We start from the raw sequence: 12,260 nt of genomic DNA, 5'->3' as shown, positions 1-12,260 counted from the left end.
CTAAATTTGGATTTATCCATAATTTAAGAAAGTTATAAACGCAATCGTTTTAGTGTAAAAAAAGACCTGACATTAAAAAAATGTCAGGTAATTGAAATTTTATACCTCTTGTAATTTTGATTTTTGAATAATATCAATGAAATCATCAAACAAATAGGATGAATCGTGCGGTCCCGGACTTGCTTCCGGATGATACTGAACCGAGAAACAATTTTTCGATTTCATTCGCATTCCGGCAACAGTTCCATCATTTAAATGTTCGTGAGTAATTTCTAAATCTGGATTTTTTTCAAGTTCTTCTCTAACCACTGCAAATCCGTGGTTTTGAGAAGTAATTTCTCCTTTCCCGGTCATTAGATTTTTAACCGGATGATTGATACCTCTATGCCCGTTAAACATTTTATATGTTGAAACTCCATTTGCCAAACCAATTACTTGGTGACCTAAACAAATTCCAAATAATGGTTTATTTACTGCAATAATTTCTTTTGCAACTTCAATAGCACCGGCCAGTGGTTCAGGATCACCGGGTCCATTAGATAAAAAGTAACCATCAGGATTGAACCCTTTTAAGTCATCAAAAGTTGAATCAAAAGGAAAAACTTTTATGTAGCAATCTCTTTTTGCTAAATTTCTAAGTATATTTTTTTTAATTCCTAAATCTAAAGCAGAAATTTTATAGGTAGCATTTTCATTGCCAAAAAAGTAGGGTTCTTTTGTTGATACTTTAGAAGCAAGTTCGAGTCCTTTCATGTCAGGAACACTTGCCAATTGCAATTTTAGCTCTTGAATAGTAGTTCCGTCTGTGCATATTACCGCATTTTGAGCACCATTATCACGAATATAACTTACCAAAGCTCTGGTGTCTACATCCGAAATAGCAATTAAATTTTGCTTTTCAAAATAGTCATATAAACTGCCTGAAGCATCATCACGAGAATAGTTAAAACTAAAGTTTTTACATACTAAACCGGCAATTTTGATGGAATCTGATTCGATTTCTTGATCATTAACACCATAATTTCCAATATGAGCATTAGTAGCCACCATAATTTGACCGAAATAGGAAGGGTCGGTAAAAATCTCCTGATAACCCGTCATTCCGGTATTGAAACAAACTTCACCAAAAGTAATGCCTTCAATTCCAATTGATTTACCATGAAATAAAGTGCCGTCTGCAAGAAGTAAGATAGCTGGATTTCGTGTTGTATAGTTCATAATTGTGTGTTGATTTGCAAATTTAAAACAAAAAAAAAGATAAGCAATGCTTATCTTTTTTTTCTTATAATGTATTGTAATACCTAAACAAGCTAGCTACATCATTTTCATCTCCAAAGGAAAGATTTTTCTCTTTAGCGTATTTTTTTATTACTTCTGCTTTATCACCAAAAACTTTTAAGACATCACTCTTTTTTAATTTTATTTCTTGAAACTGCTCTCCTTTTAAATAAAAATATTTATTTTTTTGAATATAGCGGTTAGGGGTAGTATATTGTTGTGTTAGTGGATTAACTACTCCATCCATAACTGAGACATAAAAACCTTTTAAAAAGGAAATTTTATCTCCCTGAGCCAATTCTTGATAAAACTCATTATTTATGGCTTTATATTTTCTATTGAAACTTTTAATGTAATCTATTTGTGAAACATCATATTGAAAAACAGAATCTTTACCCATTACTGTTTCTAATTTTTTTGTATTAAGATTATAGTTTAAATTGAATAATTTATATTGATTTCCTTGTTTAGAAGTAACAAGAAAATTCCCATCCCAACTTGGAAATAAATATTCTGACCCTTGAATGGAAGTATCTAAGGGCTTACTTTTAGCCCAAGCACCTGTTCCGTAAGTCATGTTAGAAGAATTAGTTTGGAAATTACTGTTTTCTATAACATCTGTTTGAGCATAAGATACAATTCCAACTAAACAAAATAAAATACTGAATATTCTCATCTTTTTTTTTGCGAATATATAAAAAGGTACATTTAAAAAATAACTATTTTCTGTTAAATAATATATAAATATTTCACAATGGTAAAAAACTTTATTAAGCATAAAAAAAAGGATAAACTATAAAGTATATCCTTTTTTTAATAAAATGAATTTTTTAATTATTCTGCAGCTTCAGTTGTTTCAGAAGCATCAGCAGCAGGAGCTTCAGGAGCAGTAACTTCTGCTTTCTTAGCTTTACCACCACGGCGGCTTTTTGCTTTTTTCTCTTCTTTTTTACCTCCGTTGTAAAGTTCATTGAAATCTACTAATTCGATCATCGCCATATCAGCATTGTCACCTAAACGATTTCCTAACTTGATAATACGAGTATAACCACCTGGACGGTCACCTACTTTAGCTGCTACTTCTCTAAAAAGTTCAGTAACGCCATATTTATTTCTCAAGTAAGCAAATACAATACGTCTGTTGTGCGTAGTATCTTCTTTTGATTTTGTTATTAAAGGTTCAACAAATTGTTTTAAAGCTTTCGCTTTAGCAACTGTTGTATTAATTCGCTTGTGCTCAATAAGTGAACAAGCCATATTAGCTAACAAAGATCTTCTATGACCTTGTTGTCTACTTAAATGATTTACTTTTTTTCCGTGTCTCATCGCTATCTTACATTTAATCTCGCCAAAGGCGGATTAGATTATTCTTTATCTAGTTTATATTTTGACAAATCCATTCCGAAATGTAAGTTTTTAATTGCTACAAGCTCATCAAGCTCGGTCAATGATTTCTTACCGAAATTACGGAATTTCATCAAGTCGTTTTTATTGAATGATACTAAATCACCTAATGTATCAACCTCTGCCGCTTTCAAACAATTTAATGCTCTTACAGAAAGATCCATATCCACAAGCTTAGTTTTAAGCAATTGTCTCATGTGTAATGACTCTTCGTCATAGGATTCTGTTTGAGCTATTTCGTCAGCTTCAAGTGTAATTCTCTCATCTGAGAACAACATAAAGTGGTGAATTAAAACTTTTGCAGCTTCTGTTAAAGCATCTTTTGGATTAATAGAACCATCAGTTTTAATTTCAAAAACTAATTTTTCGTAATCTGTTTTTTGCTCTACACGGAAATTTTCAATTGCATATTTTACATTTTTTATAGGTGTAAAAATTGAATCGGTGAAAATTGTTCCGATGGCTGCATTTTGCTTTTTATTTTCTTCTGCAGGAACATATCCTCTACCTTTTTCAATAGTCAACTCCATATTCAAGTGAACTTTTGCATCAAGGTTACAGATAATTAATTCAGGATTCAAAACTTGGAAACCTGAAATAAATTTTTGAAAATCACCAGCAGTTATTTGTTCTTTACCGGAAAGCGAAATAGTAACTGTTTCATTGTCAACATCTTCGATTTGACGCTTGAAACGAACTTGTTTTAAGTTCAAAATAATTTCTGTTACATCTTCCACAACACCGGAAATGGTAGAAAACTCATGATCTACACCTTCAATACGAACAGATGTAATTGCATATCCTTCAAGAGCGGAAAGTAAAACTCTTCTTAGTGCATTACCAACAGTCAATCCGTAACCAGGTTCTAAAGGTCTGAATTCAAACTTACCTTCAAAATCGGTTGAATCGATCATGATAACTTTATCGGGCTTCTGAAAATTAAATATTGCCATAATTACGACTTCTGTCAATTATTATTTGTTGTATAACTCAACGATTAGTTGTTCTTTGATGTTTTCTGGAATTTGTAAACGTTGTGGAACAGTTACAAAAGTACCTTCTTTAGTATCATTGTTCCAAGTAATCCACTCATATACTTTACTAGCGTTTGCTAAAGAACTATTGATTGCTTCAACTGATTTTGATTTTTCACGAATGGCTACTTTATCACCAGGTTTCAAATGGTAGGAAGGAACATTCACAATTTCACCGTTTACGGTAATATGTCTGTGTCCAACGATTTGACGAGCTGCTCTTCTAGAAGGTGCTACGCCCATTCTGTAAACCACATTATCTAATCTAGCTTCACATAATTGTAAAAGGATTTCACCTGTTACACCTTTAGAGGCGGCTGCTTTTTCAAATAAGTTTCTGAATTGTTTTTCAAGAATACCGTAGGTGTACTTCGCTTTTTGCTTTTCCATTAACTGTACTGCATATTCTGATTTTTTACCTCTTCTTTTAGCCAAACCGTGTTGTCCAGGAGGGTAATTTCTTTTTTCGAAGGCTTTATCTTCTCCGAATATAGCTTCGCCAAATTTACGAGCTATTTTAGTTTTTGGACCAGTATATCTTGCCATTTTAAATTGTTTTAAGGTAGTGATTATGAATTCAGGTCAAATCCTTCGATAATCAAACTCTACCTTGGGTTATACTTAATAAAATTATAATGATGCTGAAATAATTTCAGCAAAAATTAAACTCTTCTTCTTTTTGGAGGTCTACATCCGTTGTGAGGCATTGGAGTCACGTCAATAATTTCAGTAACTTCAATTCCACTGTTATGTAAAGATCTGATAGCTGACTCACGTCCGTTACCTGGTCCTTTTACATAAACTTTAACTTTCTTTAAACCTGCTTCAAGTGCTACTTTTGAACAATCTTCTGCGGCCATTTGAGCTGCATAAGGTGTATTCTTTTTAGATCCTCTGAAACCCATTTTACCGGCAGATGACCATGAAATCACTTCTCCTTTTTTATTGGTAAGAGAAATAATAATATTGTTAAAAGTCGCACTAACATGAGCTTCGCCCGTTGATTCAACGATAACTTTACGTTTTTTTGCTGTTGCTTTAGCCATATTACTTATTATTTAGTTGCTTTTTTCTTGTTAGCAACAGTTTTTCTTTTACCTTTTCTAGTTCTAGAGTTGTTTTTAGTTCTTTGTCCTCTTAATGGAAGACCAGATCTATGACGAATTCCTCTGTAACATCCAATGTCCATAAGACGTTTGATGTGAAGTGAAACTTCTGAACGCAATTCTCCTTCAATTTTGTAATAAGAAACGGCATCACGGATTGCTCCGATTTCGTCATCATTCCAATCTTGAACTTTCTTGTCTTGACTAACTTGAGCTTTTTCTAAAATCTCAATAGCTCTGCTTTTTCCGATACCGAAAATATAGGTTAAAGCAATAACTCCTCTTTTGTTTTTAGGTATATCTACCCCTGCGATTCTTGCCATAATTATCCTTGTCTTTGTTTAAATCTAGGATTCTTTTTGTTAATAACGTACAATCTGCCTTTTCTGCGAACAATTACGCATTCGGCACTTCTTTTCTTTACTGATGCTCTTACTTTCATTGTGAATAGCTTTAATATCTATAAGTAATTCTTGCTTTTGTCAGGTCGTAAGGGCTCATTTCCAATTTCACTTTATCACCAGGTAATAATTTGATATAATGCATTCGCATTTTACCGGAAATATGAGCAATCACTACGTGACCATTTTCTAATTCTACACGGAACATTGCATTTGATAATGCTTCAATAATTGATCCGTCTTGTTCTATTGCTGATTGTTTTGCCATAAAAATTAAGCTACTGCTTTTCTATTTTTACCACTTTTCATCAATCCATCATAATGTCTATTCAGCAAATAAGAATTTATTTGTTGCATAGTATCAATTGCAACACCTACCATAATTAACAGCGATGTTCCTCCGAAAAACATACCCCAATTTTGCTGAACTCCCATTAAATTTACAACTACGGCAGGAAATACTGCTATAAGTGCTAAGAAAAGAGAACCCGGTAATGTTATTAAGGACATTATTCTATCTAAAAAGTCAGATGTTTCAATGCCTGGTCTAATTCCCGGTATGAATCCTCCACTTCTTTTTAAGTCATCAGCCATTTTGTTTGTTGGGACTGTAATAGCTGTATAGAAATAGGTAAATACCACAATCAATAGAGCAAATACAAAATTATACCAAAAACCAAACATATCACTAAAGGCACCTGTAACGGATTGAGCCGCTTCAGATTTTGATAAACCTGCAATTGCTGCAGGAATAAACATGATAGCTTGAGCAAAGATTATTGGCATTACTCCAGAAGCATTAAGCTTTAATGGAATAAACTGTCTGTTACCACCCATCATATCTTGTTCAAAATCTCCGCCTGCAGTTCTTCTGGCATATTGAACAGGTATTTTACGTACAGCCATTACTAAAAGGATACTAGCAATAATCACCAATAACCAAAGAATAATTTCAAATACTAAAAGTACTAATCCACCATTATCTTGTTTTACAGTTGAGACGAACTCTTGTAAAAAAGCTTGTGGTAAACGAGCAATAATACCTACCATAATCAATAAGGAAATTCCATTTCCTATACCTTTATCAGTAATTTTCTCTCCTAACCACATCGCAAAAATAGTTCCTGTTACTAGGATAACTACTGCTGAAAATAAGAAAGAAAAGGAATTAAATCCTAACAAAAATGCTTCTGATGGTAAAGTTCTGTATAAGTTATAAATATAACCAGGACCTTGAACTAAAGTGATTGCAATTGTTAACCAACGTGTAATTTGATTAATTTTTTTTCTTCCACTCTCACCATCTTTTTGCAGTTTTTGTAAATATGGAACTGCTATTCCCATTAATTGCACCACAATGGATGCAGAAATGTATGGCATAATACCTAAAGCGAATACAGATGCTTGAGAAAAAGCCCCTCCAGTAAACATATCTAGAATTGAACCAATTCCCTGATCTGTTTGGGTAGCTAAACCACCTAATTTAGTTGCATCTATACCTGGTAAAGTTACCTGTGCTCCAAAACGATAAACAAGAAGTAAACCTAGAGTAATTAAAATTCTGTTTTTTAATTCTTCTATTTTCCAAACGTTTGTGAGTGCTTCAAAAAATTTCTTCATACAGTTAGTAAATTATAAAGTTACAGCTTCACCCCCTGCAGCTTCGATAGCAGCTTTTGCAGTAGCAGTAAATTTGTGAGCGGTTACTTTTAATTTGGCTTTTAATTCACCTCTACCTAATATTTTTACCAATTCGTTTTTAGTTGCCAAACGAGTATCAACAAATACTGAAAAATCTACAGTATCAGTCACTACACCATTATCTACTAAAGCTTGTAAAGAATCTAGGTTTACCCCTTGATAATCTACTCTATTGATATTTTTAAATCCAAACTTAGGCACACGTCTTTGAAGTGGCATTTGCCCTCCTTCAAAACCAATCTTTTTAGAATAACCTGAACGAGATTTTGCTCCTTTGTGACCACGTGATGCAGTACCACCTTTTCCAGAACCTTCTCCTCTACCTAATCTTTTATTTTGATTGTGTGTTGACCCTTCAGCTGGTTGTAAGTTACTTAAATTCATTTTGAATAGTGTTATTTAGATTCTTCTACAGAAACTAAGTGTTTAACTTTATTTACCATTCCAAGGATAGCAGATGAATTATCATGCTCTACAACTTGTCCTAATCTATTAAGACCCAAAGCCACTAATGTTCTCTTTTGTGTTAGAGGACAGTTAATTTTACTTTTTACTTGTTTTACTAAAATCTTTGTCATAATTTCCTTGAATATTAACCTTTAAATACTTTCTCTAAAGAAATTCCTCTTTGTTTAGCTACAGTATATGCACTTCTCATTTGAAGTAATGCATCGAAAGTTGCTTTTACCACGTTATGTGGGTTTGAAGATCCTTGAGATTTTGATAATACATCGTGAATTCCAACTGATTCAAGTACTGAACGAACAGCACCACCAGCAATAACTCCTGTACCATGCGATGCAGGCATTAAGAATACACGTGCTCCACCAAATTTACCTTTTTGTTCGTGAGGAACAGATTGACCACTTAAAGGAATTTTTACTAAATTTTTCTTAGCATCTTCCACTGCTTTTGCAATAGCTTCAGATACGTCTTTAGATTTTCCTAATCCATGACCAACTACTCCGTTTTCATCACCTACCACAACAATAGCAGAAAAACCAAATGCTCTACCACCTTTTGTTACTTTGGTAACACGATTTACACTCACCAAACGATCTTTTAATTCAAGACCACTAGGTTTTACTAACTCTACATTTTTGTATTTGTTATACATAACTTCTTAGAATTTAAGTCCGGCAGCTCTCGCTCCATCTGCTAATGATTTAATACGACCGTGGTATAAGTATCCTCCTCTATCGAAAGTTACTGTATCAATACCAGCTTTCAATGCTTTTTCAGCAACTAATTTTCCTACTGCTGACGCAACTTCAATGTTTGTACCTTTAGCGTCTACTCCTTTATCTCTAGAGGATGCGGCTAATAAAGTAACTCCATTCAAGTCATCTACTAATTGAGCATAGATTTCTTTGTTGCTTCTGAATACAGAAAGTCTTGGTTTAGTAGCAGTTCCGCTTACAATCTTTCTAATTCTGAACTTAATTCTCTGTCTTCTATCAGATTTTGTTAATGACATAATCTTAATTTTTAAGCTGATTTACCTGCTTTTCTTCTTAATACTTCACCTACGAATTTAACACCTTTTCCTTTGTAAGGTTCTGGTCTACGGAAACCTCTAATTTTAGCGGCTACCTGTCCTAAAAGTTGTTTATCGTGAGAGGTTAATTTTACGATTGGATTTTTACCTTTTTCTGAAATTGTCTCCAATTTTACTTCCGGAGCAACTTCTAAAACGATATTATGAGAAAAACCTAATGCAAGATCTAATTTTTGACCTTGGTTAGATGCTCTATATCCTACACCAACTAACTCTAATTCTTTTGTAAAACCGGTAGATACACCATTAACCATATTACTGATTAAAGATCTGTATAAACCATGCTTTGCTCTTTGGTCTTTATGGTCAGAAGATCTTTCTACTAACACTTGACCGTCTTCAACAGTTACAGTAACGTCCGAAAACTCCTGTGTAAGTTGACCTAATTTCCCTTTAACTGTGATTACACCTTCGTTAACTTCAAGTGTTACACCTGCTGGAATCACAACTGGATTTTTACCTATTCTTGACATCGTTCAGTCTTTTTATTAGTATACGTAACAAATTACTTCTCCACCTACATTCAATTGTTTAGCTTGTTTTCCAGTCATAAGACCTTTTGAAGTTGAAACAATTGCAATTCCTAATCCATTAAGGATTCTTGGAAGGTTTGAAGAACCTGCATATTTACGTAAACCTGGTTTACTAATTCTTTGGATATCTCTGATTACAGGCTCTTTAGTAACTTTGTCGTACTTAAGAGCAATTTTGATGCTTCCTTGAACAGAAGTGTCATCAAATTTGTAACTTAAAATATACCCTTGATCAAATAAAATCTTTGTGATTTCTTTTTTAAGGTTAGATGCGGGAATTTCAACCACTTTGTGATTTGCTTTCACTGCATTTCTAACTCTAGTTAGATAATCTGCAATAGGATCTGTATACATATGTATAAATTTGCGGTAACGGTTTTCAACAAAAACTCTTTCTATTGAACCTGAAACCAATTAAAATTTGTTTTACCAACTAGCTTTTTTGACACCTGGAATTAAACCTTGGTTAGCCATTTCACGAAATGTTACACGTGAAAGACCGAATTGACGCATATACCCTCTTGGTCTTCCTGTTAATTTACAACGGTTGTGTAAACGAACTGGCGAAGCATTTTTAGGTAATTTTTGTAAACCTTCATAATCTCCGGCCTCTAATAAAGCTTTTCTTTTTTCAGCGTACTTTTCTACCGTTTTTTGTCTCTTAACCTCACGGGCTTTCATTGATTCTTTAGCCATAACTTAATTCTTTTTAAAAGGTAATCCTAATTCTGCTAATAATGATTTTGCTTCCTTATCTGTTTTGGCAGTTGTTACAAAAGTAATATCCATACCTGAAATTTTGTTTACTTTATCAATATCAATTTCAGGGAAAATGATTTGTTCCAAAACTCCAAGGTTGTAATTACCTCTTCCGTCAAAACCGGTTGCTTTGATACCACCAAAATCTCTTACACGTGGTAAAGAAGAAGTAATCAATCTATCTAAGAATTCATACATTCTTTCTCCTCGTAAAGTTACTTTAGCACCAATTGGCATACCTTTTCTTAATTTAAAAGACGCAACGTCTTTTTTAGAAATAGTTGCTAAAGCTTTTTGTCCGGTGATTTTTGTCAACTCGTCTACTGCATAATCAACCAATTTCTTGTCTGACACTGCAGCTCCGACACCACGGCTTAAAACGATTTTTTCCAATTTAGGAACTTGCATTACGTTTTTATAACCGAATTCTTCTTTCAAAGCAGGAATAACTCTACTTTTATATTCTTCTTTTAGTCTAGGTATATAAGCCATCACTATAATACTTGATTAGATTTTTTTGAAAATCTTACTTTCTTATCTCCTTCTACTTTGAAACCAACTTTAGTTGCTTTTTTCGACTTTGGGTCAATTAAAGACAAGTTCGATACTTGAATAGGAGCTTCTTTCTTTACGATTCCACCTTGAGGGTTTTTAGCACTTGGTTTAGTATGAACTGAAACCATGTTAGTACCTTCAACAATCGCTTTGTTTGCATCTATAAAAACACGTAACACTTTACCTTCAGCACCTTTATGGTCACCTGCAATAACTCTTACAATGTCTCCTGATTTAATTTTTAACTTTGTCATCATCAATCGATTTAAAGCACTTCAGGTGCTAATGATACAATTTTCATGAATTGTTTTTCACGAAGTTCTCTTGCTACTGGACCAAAAACACGAGTTCCTCTCATTTCTCCTGCCGCATTCAAAAGAACACATGCATTGTCATCGAAACGAATATAAGAACCATCAGCTCTTCTCACTTCTTTTTTGGTACGTACAACAACTGCAGTTGATACAGCTCCTTTCTTAACGTTTCCGTTTGGGGTTGCATCTTTAATTGAAACTACAATTTTATCTCCAACAGAGGCATAACGACGTTTCGTTCCTCCTAAAACACGGATAGTCAAAACTTCTTTTGCTCCAGTGTTATCTGCTACTTTTAATCTAGATTCCTGTTGTACCATAATTACTTCGCTCTTTCAATGATTTCAACTAATCTCCAACATTTTGATTTACTTAAAGGACGCGTTTCGCTAATTCTTACAGTATCTCCAATATTACAGTCGTTTGTTTCGTCGTGTGCAACATATTTCTTAGTTTTCAACACGAACTTACCGTATAATGGGTGTTTTACTTTTCTTGTTTCAGAAACAACGATAGATTTCTCCATTCTGTTGCTAGTAACTACACCAACTCTTTCTTTTCTTAAATTTCTTTTTTCCATCTTTCAGCAGAATACAATTATTGTAACTCTCTTTTACTTAGCTCAGTTACTAATCTCGCAATTGTTCTACGCACTGCTTTAATTTGAAGTGGGTTTTGAATTGGAGAAATAGTATGAGTCGTTTTTAGGTCGGCATACGTTTTTCTTGACTGACTAAGTTTCTCTTGTAACTCAGCTGAAGATAGACTTATAATTTCTGATTGTTTCATAATTAAATAGGATTATGCTTCAAAATCTCTAGCGACAACAAACTTAGTTTTAACAGGAAGTTTTTGAGCTGCTAAGCGTAATGCTTCTTTTGCAACTGACAAAGGTACTCCTCCTACTTCAAACATAATTCTTCCGGGTTTAACAACGGCAGCCCAATATTCAACTGCACCTTTACCTTTACCCATACGTACTTCAAGAGGTTTCTTAGTGATTGGTTTGTCCGGGAAAATTTTGATCCATAATTGTCCTTCTCTTTTCATATAACGAGTTGCAGCAATACGTGCAGCTTCGATTTGACGTGAAGTTAAAAATGATGAATCCATTGATTTAATTCCAAACATCCCGTTAGAAAGTTCGTGACCTCTTTGAGAATCACCTTTCATTCTACCTTTTTGTACCTTACGGTATTTTGTTCTTTTAGGCTGTAACATTTTTCTTTAATTTAAAAAATTACTTTCTTTTACGTGGGTTTGATTTTCCGTTTGGTTTTCCTCCTCTTGGAGCATCACCACCTTTACTTCCACCGCCAGCTTGTTTTTTATCCATGCCAACTAATGGAGAAAGATCTCTCTTTCCGTAAACTTCACCTTTCATGATCCATACTTTGATTCCCATTCTACCATAAGTAGTATGAGCTTCTGCCAAAGCATAATCAATATCGGCTCTGAAAGTTGATAGAGGAATTCTACCTTCTTTGAAACCTTCTGAACGTGCCATTTCAGCTCCATTCAAACGACCGGAAATCAAAACCTTTACACCTTCTGCATTCATACGCATTGCTGCTGCGATAGCCATTTTAATAGCTCTTCTGTATGAAATACGGCTTT

At 33.8% G+C, this 12,260-nt stretch carries 24 protein-coding genes; all 24 read right to left on the bottom strand.

The features are described 5' to 3' along the window. Nucleotides 1-99: 99 nt before the first annotated feature. Nucleotides 100-1,218, bottom strand: a complete 1,119-nt coding sequence (carA, locus tag C0512_RS03190) for a glutamine-hydrolyzing carbamoyl-phosphate synthase small subunit (RefSeq protein WP_290858820.1) — start codon at nt 1,216-1,218, stop codon at nt 100-102. Nucleotides 1,219-1,282: 64 nt separating this feature from the next. After that, a complete protein-coding gene (locus tag C0512_RS03185) occupies nt 1,283-1,954 on the bottom strand; it encodes a hypothetical protein (protein WP_290858818.1) in 672 nt (223 codons plus the stop codon). Between the two features lie 158 nt (nt 1,955-2,112). Continuing rightward, nucleotides 2,113-2,604 (bottom strand): 50S ribosomal protein L17, encoded by a 492-nt coding sequence (gene rplQ, locus C0512_RS03180; RefSeq protein ID WP_290858816.1) that lies wholly within the window; start codon nt 2,602-2,604, stop codon nt 2,113-2,115. A gap of 38 nt (nt 2,605-2,642) precedes the next feature. Then, entirely contained in the window at nt 2,643-3,635 is a 993-nt protein-coding gene (locus C0512_RS03175) for a DNA-directed RNA polymerase subunit alpha (RefSeq protein ID WP_290858814.1), read from the bottom strand. A gap of 21 nt (nt 3,636-3,656) precedes the next feature. Continuing rightward, nucleotides 3,657-4,262 (bottom strand): 30S ribosomal protein S4, encoded by a 606-nt coding sequence (gene rpsD, locus C0512_RS03170; RefSeq protein ID WP_290858812.1) that lies wholly within the window; start codon nt 4,260-4,262, stop codon nt 3,657-3,659. A 116-nt stretch (nt 4,263-4,378) separates the two neighbouring features. Continuing rightward, on the bottom strand, nt 4,379-4,762 hold the full coding sequence (gene rpsK / locus C0512_RS03165) for a 30S ribosomal protein S11 (protein WP_290858810.1): 384 nt from the start codon (nt 4,760-4,762) through the stop codon (nt 4,379-4,381). An 8-nt stretch (nt 4,763-4,770) separates the two neighbouring features. Further along, nucleotides 4,771-5,145 (bottom strand): 30S ribosomal protein S13, encoded by a 375-nt coding sequence (rpsM, locus tag C0512_RS03160; RefSeq protein ID WP_026710294.1) that lies wholly within the window; start codon nt 5,143-5,145, stop codon nt 4,771-4,773. A 2-nt stretch (nt 5,146-5,147) separates the two neighbouring features. After that, complete coding sequence (ykgO, locus tag C0512_RS03155; RefSeq protein ID WP_084139925.1) at nt 5,148-5,264, bottom strand: type B 50S ribosomal protein L36; 117 nt, start codon at nt 5,262-5,264, stop codon at nt 5,148-5,150. Between the two features lie 11 nt (nt 5,265-5,275). Further along, nucleotides 5,276-5,491, bottom strand: a complete 216-nt coding sequence (gene infA, locus C0512_RS03150; protein WP_112086714.1) for a translation initiation factor IF-1 — start codon at nt 5,489-5,491, stop codon at nt 5,276-5,278. Nucleotides 5,492-5,496: 5 nt separating this feature from the next. Continuing rightward, a complete protein-coding gene (secY, locus tag C0512_RS03145) occupies nt 5,497-6,843 on the bottom strand; it encodes a preprotein translocase subunit SecY (protein WP_290858807.1) in 1,347 nt (448 codons plus the stop codon). A 12-nt stretch (nt 6,844-6,855) separates the two neighbouring features. Then, entirely contained in the window at nt 6,856-7,308 is a 453-nt protein-coding gene (rplO, locus tag C0512_RS03140) for a 50S ribosomal protein L15 (RefSeq protein ID WP_290858806.1), read from the bottom strand. A gap of 11 nt (nt 7,309-7,319) precedes the next feature. After that, the gene (gene rpmD / locus C0512_RS03135; RefSeq protein WP_290858805.1) at nt 7,320-7,502 is read right to left on the bottom strand and encodes a 50S ribosomal protein L30; all 183 of its coding nucleotides are present in this window, start codon (nt 7,500-7,502) and stop codon (nt 7,320-7,322) included. A 14-nt stretch (nt 7,503-7,516) separates the two neighbouring features. Further along, complete coding sequence (rpsE, locus tag C0512_RS03130; RefSeq protein ID WP_290858803.1) at nt 7,517-8,041, bottom strand: 30S ribosomal protein S5; 525 nt, start codon at nt 8,039-8,041, stop codon at nt 7,517-7,519. Between the two features lie 6 nt (nt 8,042-8,047). Further along, nucleotides 8,048-8,401: a 50S ribosomal protein L18 gene (gene rplR, locus C0512_RS03125; RefSeq protein WP_290858801.1), complete on the bottom strand. Its 354-nt coding sequence runs from the start codon at nt 8,399-8,401 to the stop codon at nt 8,048-8,050. 11 nt (nt 8,402-8,412) lie between these two features. Beyond that, nucleotides 8,413-8,955 (bottom strand): 50S ribosomal protein L6, encoded by a 543-nt coding sequence (gene rplF, locus C0512_RS03120; protein ID WP_290858799.1) that lies wholly within the window; start codon nt 8,953-8,955, stop codon nt 8,413-8,415. Nucleotides 8,956-8,970: 15 nt separating this feature from the next. Beyond that, nucleotides 8,971-9,369 carry a 30S ribosomal protein S8 gene (rpsH, locus tag C0512_RS03115; RefSeq protein WP_290858797.1) on the bottom strand — a complete coding sequence of 133 codons (399 nt, stop codon included), beginning with the start codon at nt 9,367-9,369 and terminating at the stop codon, nt 8,971-8,973. A gap of 72 nt (nt 9,370-9,441) precedes the next feature. Continuing rightward, nucleotides 9,442-9,711 carry a 30S ribosomal protein S14 gene (gene rpsN / locus C0512_RS03110; protein ID WP_112086722.1) on the bottom strand — a complete coding sequence of 90 codons (270 nt, stop codon included), beginning with the start codon at nt 9,709-9,711 and terminating at the stop codon, nt 9,442-9,444. Between the two features lie 3 nt (nt 9,712-9,714). After that, nucleotides 9,715-10,266 carry a 50S ribosomal protein L5 gene (gene rplE, locus C0512_RS03105; RefSeq protein ID WP_290858793.1) on the bottom strand — a complete coding sequence of 184 codons (552 nt, stop codon included), beginning with the start codon at nt 10,264-10,266 and terminating at the stop codon, nt 9,715-9,717. Between the two features lie 2 nt (nt 10,267-10,268). Beyond that, nucleotides 10,269-10,583, bottom strand: a complete 315-nt coding sequence (gene rplX / locus C0512_RS03100; protein WP_290858792.1) for a 50S ribosomal protein L24 — start codon at nt 10,581-10,583, stop codon at nt 10,269-10,271. Nucleotides 10,584-10,594: 11 nt separating this feature from the next. Beyond that, nucleotides 10,595-10,963 (bottom strand): 50S ribosomal protein L14, encoded by a 369-nt coding sequence (rplN, locus tag C0512_RS03095; RefSeq protein ID WP_007803649.1) that lies wholly within the window; start codon nt 10,961-10,963, stop codon nt 10,595-10,597. Between the two features lie 2 nt (nt 10,964-10,965). After that, complete coding sequence (rpsQ, locus tag C0512_RS03090; RefSeq protein ID WP_290858790.1) at nt 10,966-11,223, bottom strand: 30S ribosomal protein S17; 258 nt, start codon at nt 11,221-11,223, stop codon at nt 10,966-10,968. 17 nt (nt 11,224-11,240) lie between these two features. Then, nucleotides 11,241-11,432: a 50S ribosomal protein L29 gene (rpmC, locus tag C0512_RS03085; RefSeq protein ID WP_290858788.1), complete on the bottom strand. Its 192-nt coding sequence runs from the start codon at nt 11,430-11,432 to the stop codon at nt 11,241-11,243. Nucleotides 11,433-11,444: 12 nt separating this feature from the next. Next, nucleotides 11,445-11,864 carry a 50S ribosomal protein L16 gene (gene rplP, locus C0512_RS03080; RefSeq protein WP_290858787.1) on the bottom strand — a complete coding sequence of 140 codons (420 nt, stop codon included), beginning with the start codon at nt 11,862-11,864 and terminating at the stop codon, nt 11,445-11,447. Between the two features lie 19 nt (nt 11,865-11,883). Then, nucleotides 11,884-12,260: 30S ribosomal protein S3 (rpsC, locus tag C0512_RS03075; RefSeq protein ID WP_290858786.1), on the bottom strand; the 377-nt coding region annotated here is incomplete at its 5' end.

This window comes from Flavobacterium sp., assembly GCF_013822155.1.
Classification (GTDB): domain Bacteria; phylum Bacteroidota; class Bacteroidia; order Flavobacteriales; family Flavobacteriaceae; genus Flavobacterium.
The sequence above is the reverse complement of the archived record's forward strand: the minus strand, read 5'-3'. Positions and strand labels throughout refer to the sequence as shown.

What these genes read in the sequence shown, in the direction of transcription:
- rplQ (WP_290858816.1), bottom strand. Translation starts at nt 2,604, where the DNA reads ATGAGACACGGAAAAAAAGTAAATCATTTAAGTAGACAACAAGGTCAT.
- rpsE (WP_290858803.1), bottom strand. Translation starts at nt 8,041, where the DNA reads ATGTATAACAAATACAAAAATGTAGAGTTAGTAAAACCTAGTGGTCTT.
- rpsM (WP_026710294.1), bottom strand. Translation starts at nt 5,145, where the DNA reads ATGGCAAGAATCGCAGGGGTAGATATACCTAAAAACAAAAGAGGAGTT.
- rplR (WP_290858801.1), bottom strand. Translation starts at nt 8,401, where the DNA reads ATGTCATTAACAAAATCTGATAGAAGACAGAGAATTAAGTTCAGAATT.
- rpmD (WP_290858805.1), bottom strand. Translation starts at nt 7,502, where the DNA reads ATGACAAAGATTTTAGTAAAACAAGTAAAAAGTAAAATTAACTGTCCT.
- rplN (WP_007803649.1), bottom strand. Translation starts at nt 10,963, where the DNA reads ATGGTACAACAGGAATCTAGATTAAAAGTAGCAGATAACACTGGAGCA.
- rpsQ (WP_290858790.1), bottom strand. Translation starts at nt 11,223, where the DNA reads ATGGAAAAAAGAAATTTAAGAAAAGAAAGAGTTGGTGTAGTTACTAGC.
- C0512_RS03185 (WP_290858818.1), bottom strand. Translation starts at nt 1,954, where the DNA reads ATGAGAATATTCAGTATTTTATTTTGTTTAGTTGGAATTGTATCTTAT.
- rplP (WP_290858787.1), bottom strand. Translation starts at nt 11,864, where the DNA reads ATGTTACAGCCTAAAAGAACAAAATACCGTAAGGTACAAAAAGGTAGA.
- rplF (WP_290858799.1), bottom strand. Translation starts at nt 8,955, where the DNA reads ATGTCAAGAATAGGTAAAAATCCAGTTGTGATTCCAGCAGGTGTAACA.
- secY (WP_290858807.1), bottom strand. Translation starts at nt 6,843, where the DNA reads ATGAAGAAATTTTTTGAAGCACTCACAAACGTTTGGAAAATAGAAGAA.
- rpsH (WP_290858797.1), bottom strand. Translation starts at nt 9,369, where the DNA reads ATGTATACAGATCCTATTGCAGATTATCTAACTAGAGTTAGAAATGCA.
- rpsK (WP_290858810.1), bottom strand. Translation starts at nt 4,762, where the DNA reads ATGGCTAAAGCAACAGCAAAAAAACGTAAAGTTATCGTTGAATCAACG.
- rplO (WP_290858806.1), bottom strand. Translation starts at nt 7,308, where the DNA reads ATGAATTTAAGTAACTTACAACCAGCTGAAGGGTCAACACACAATCAA.
- rpsD (WP_290858812.1), bottom strand. Translation starts at nt 4,262, where the DNA reads ATGGCAAGATATACTGGTCCAAAAACTAAAATAGCTCGTAAATTTGGC.
- infA (WP_112086714.1), bottom strand. Translation starts at nt 5,491, where the DNA reads ATGGCAAAACAATCAGCAATAGAACAAGACGGATCAATTATTGAAGCA.
- ykgO (WP_084139925.1), bottom strand. Translation starts at nt 5,264, where the DNA reads ATGAAAGTAAGAGCATCAGTAAAGAAAAGAAGTGCCGAATGCGTAATT.
- rpsN (WP_112086722.1), bottom strand. Translation starts at nt 9,711, where the DNA reads ATGGCTAAAGAATCAATGAAAGCCCGTGAGGTTAAGAGACAAAAAACG.
- rpmC (WP_290858788.1), bottom strand. Translation starts at nt 11,432, where the DNA reads ATGAAACAATCAGAAATTATAAGTCTATCTTCAGCTGAGTTACAAGAG.
- carA (WP_290858820.1), bottom strand. Translation starts at nt 1,218, where the DNA reads ATGAACTATACAACACGAAATCCAGCTATCTTACTTCTTGCAGACGGC.
- rplE (WP_290858793.1), bottom strand. Translation starts at nt 10,266, where the DNA reads ATGGCTTATATACCTAGACTAAAAGAAGAATATAAAAGTAGAGTTATT.
- C0512_RS03175 (WP_290858814.1), bottom strand. Translation starts at nt 3,635, where the DNA reads ATGGCAATATTTAATTTTCAGAAGCCCGATAAAGTTATCATGATCGAT.
- rplX (WP_290858792.1), bottom strand. Translation starts at nt 10,583, where the DNA reads ATGACAAAGTTAAAAATTAAATCAGGAGACATTGTAAGAGTTATTGCA.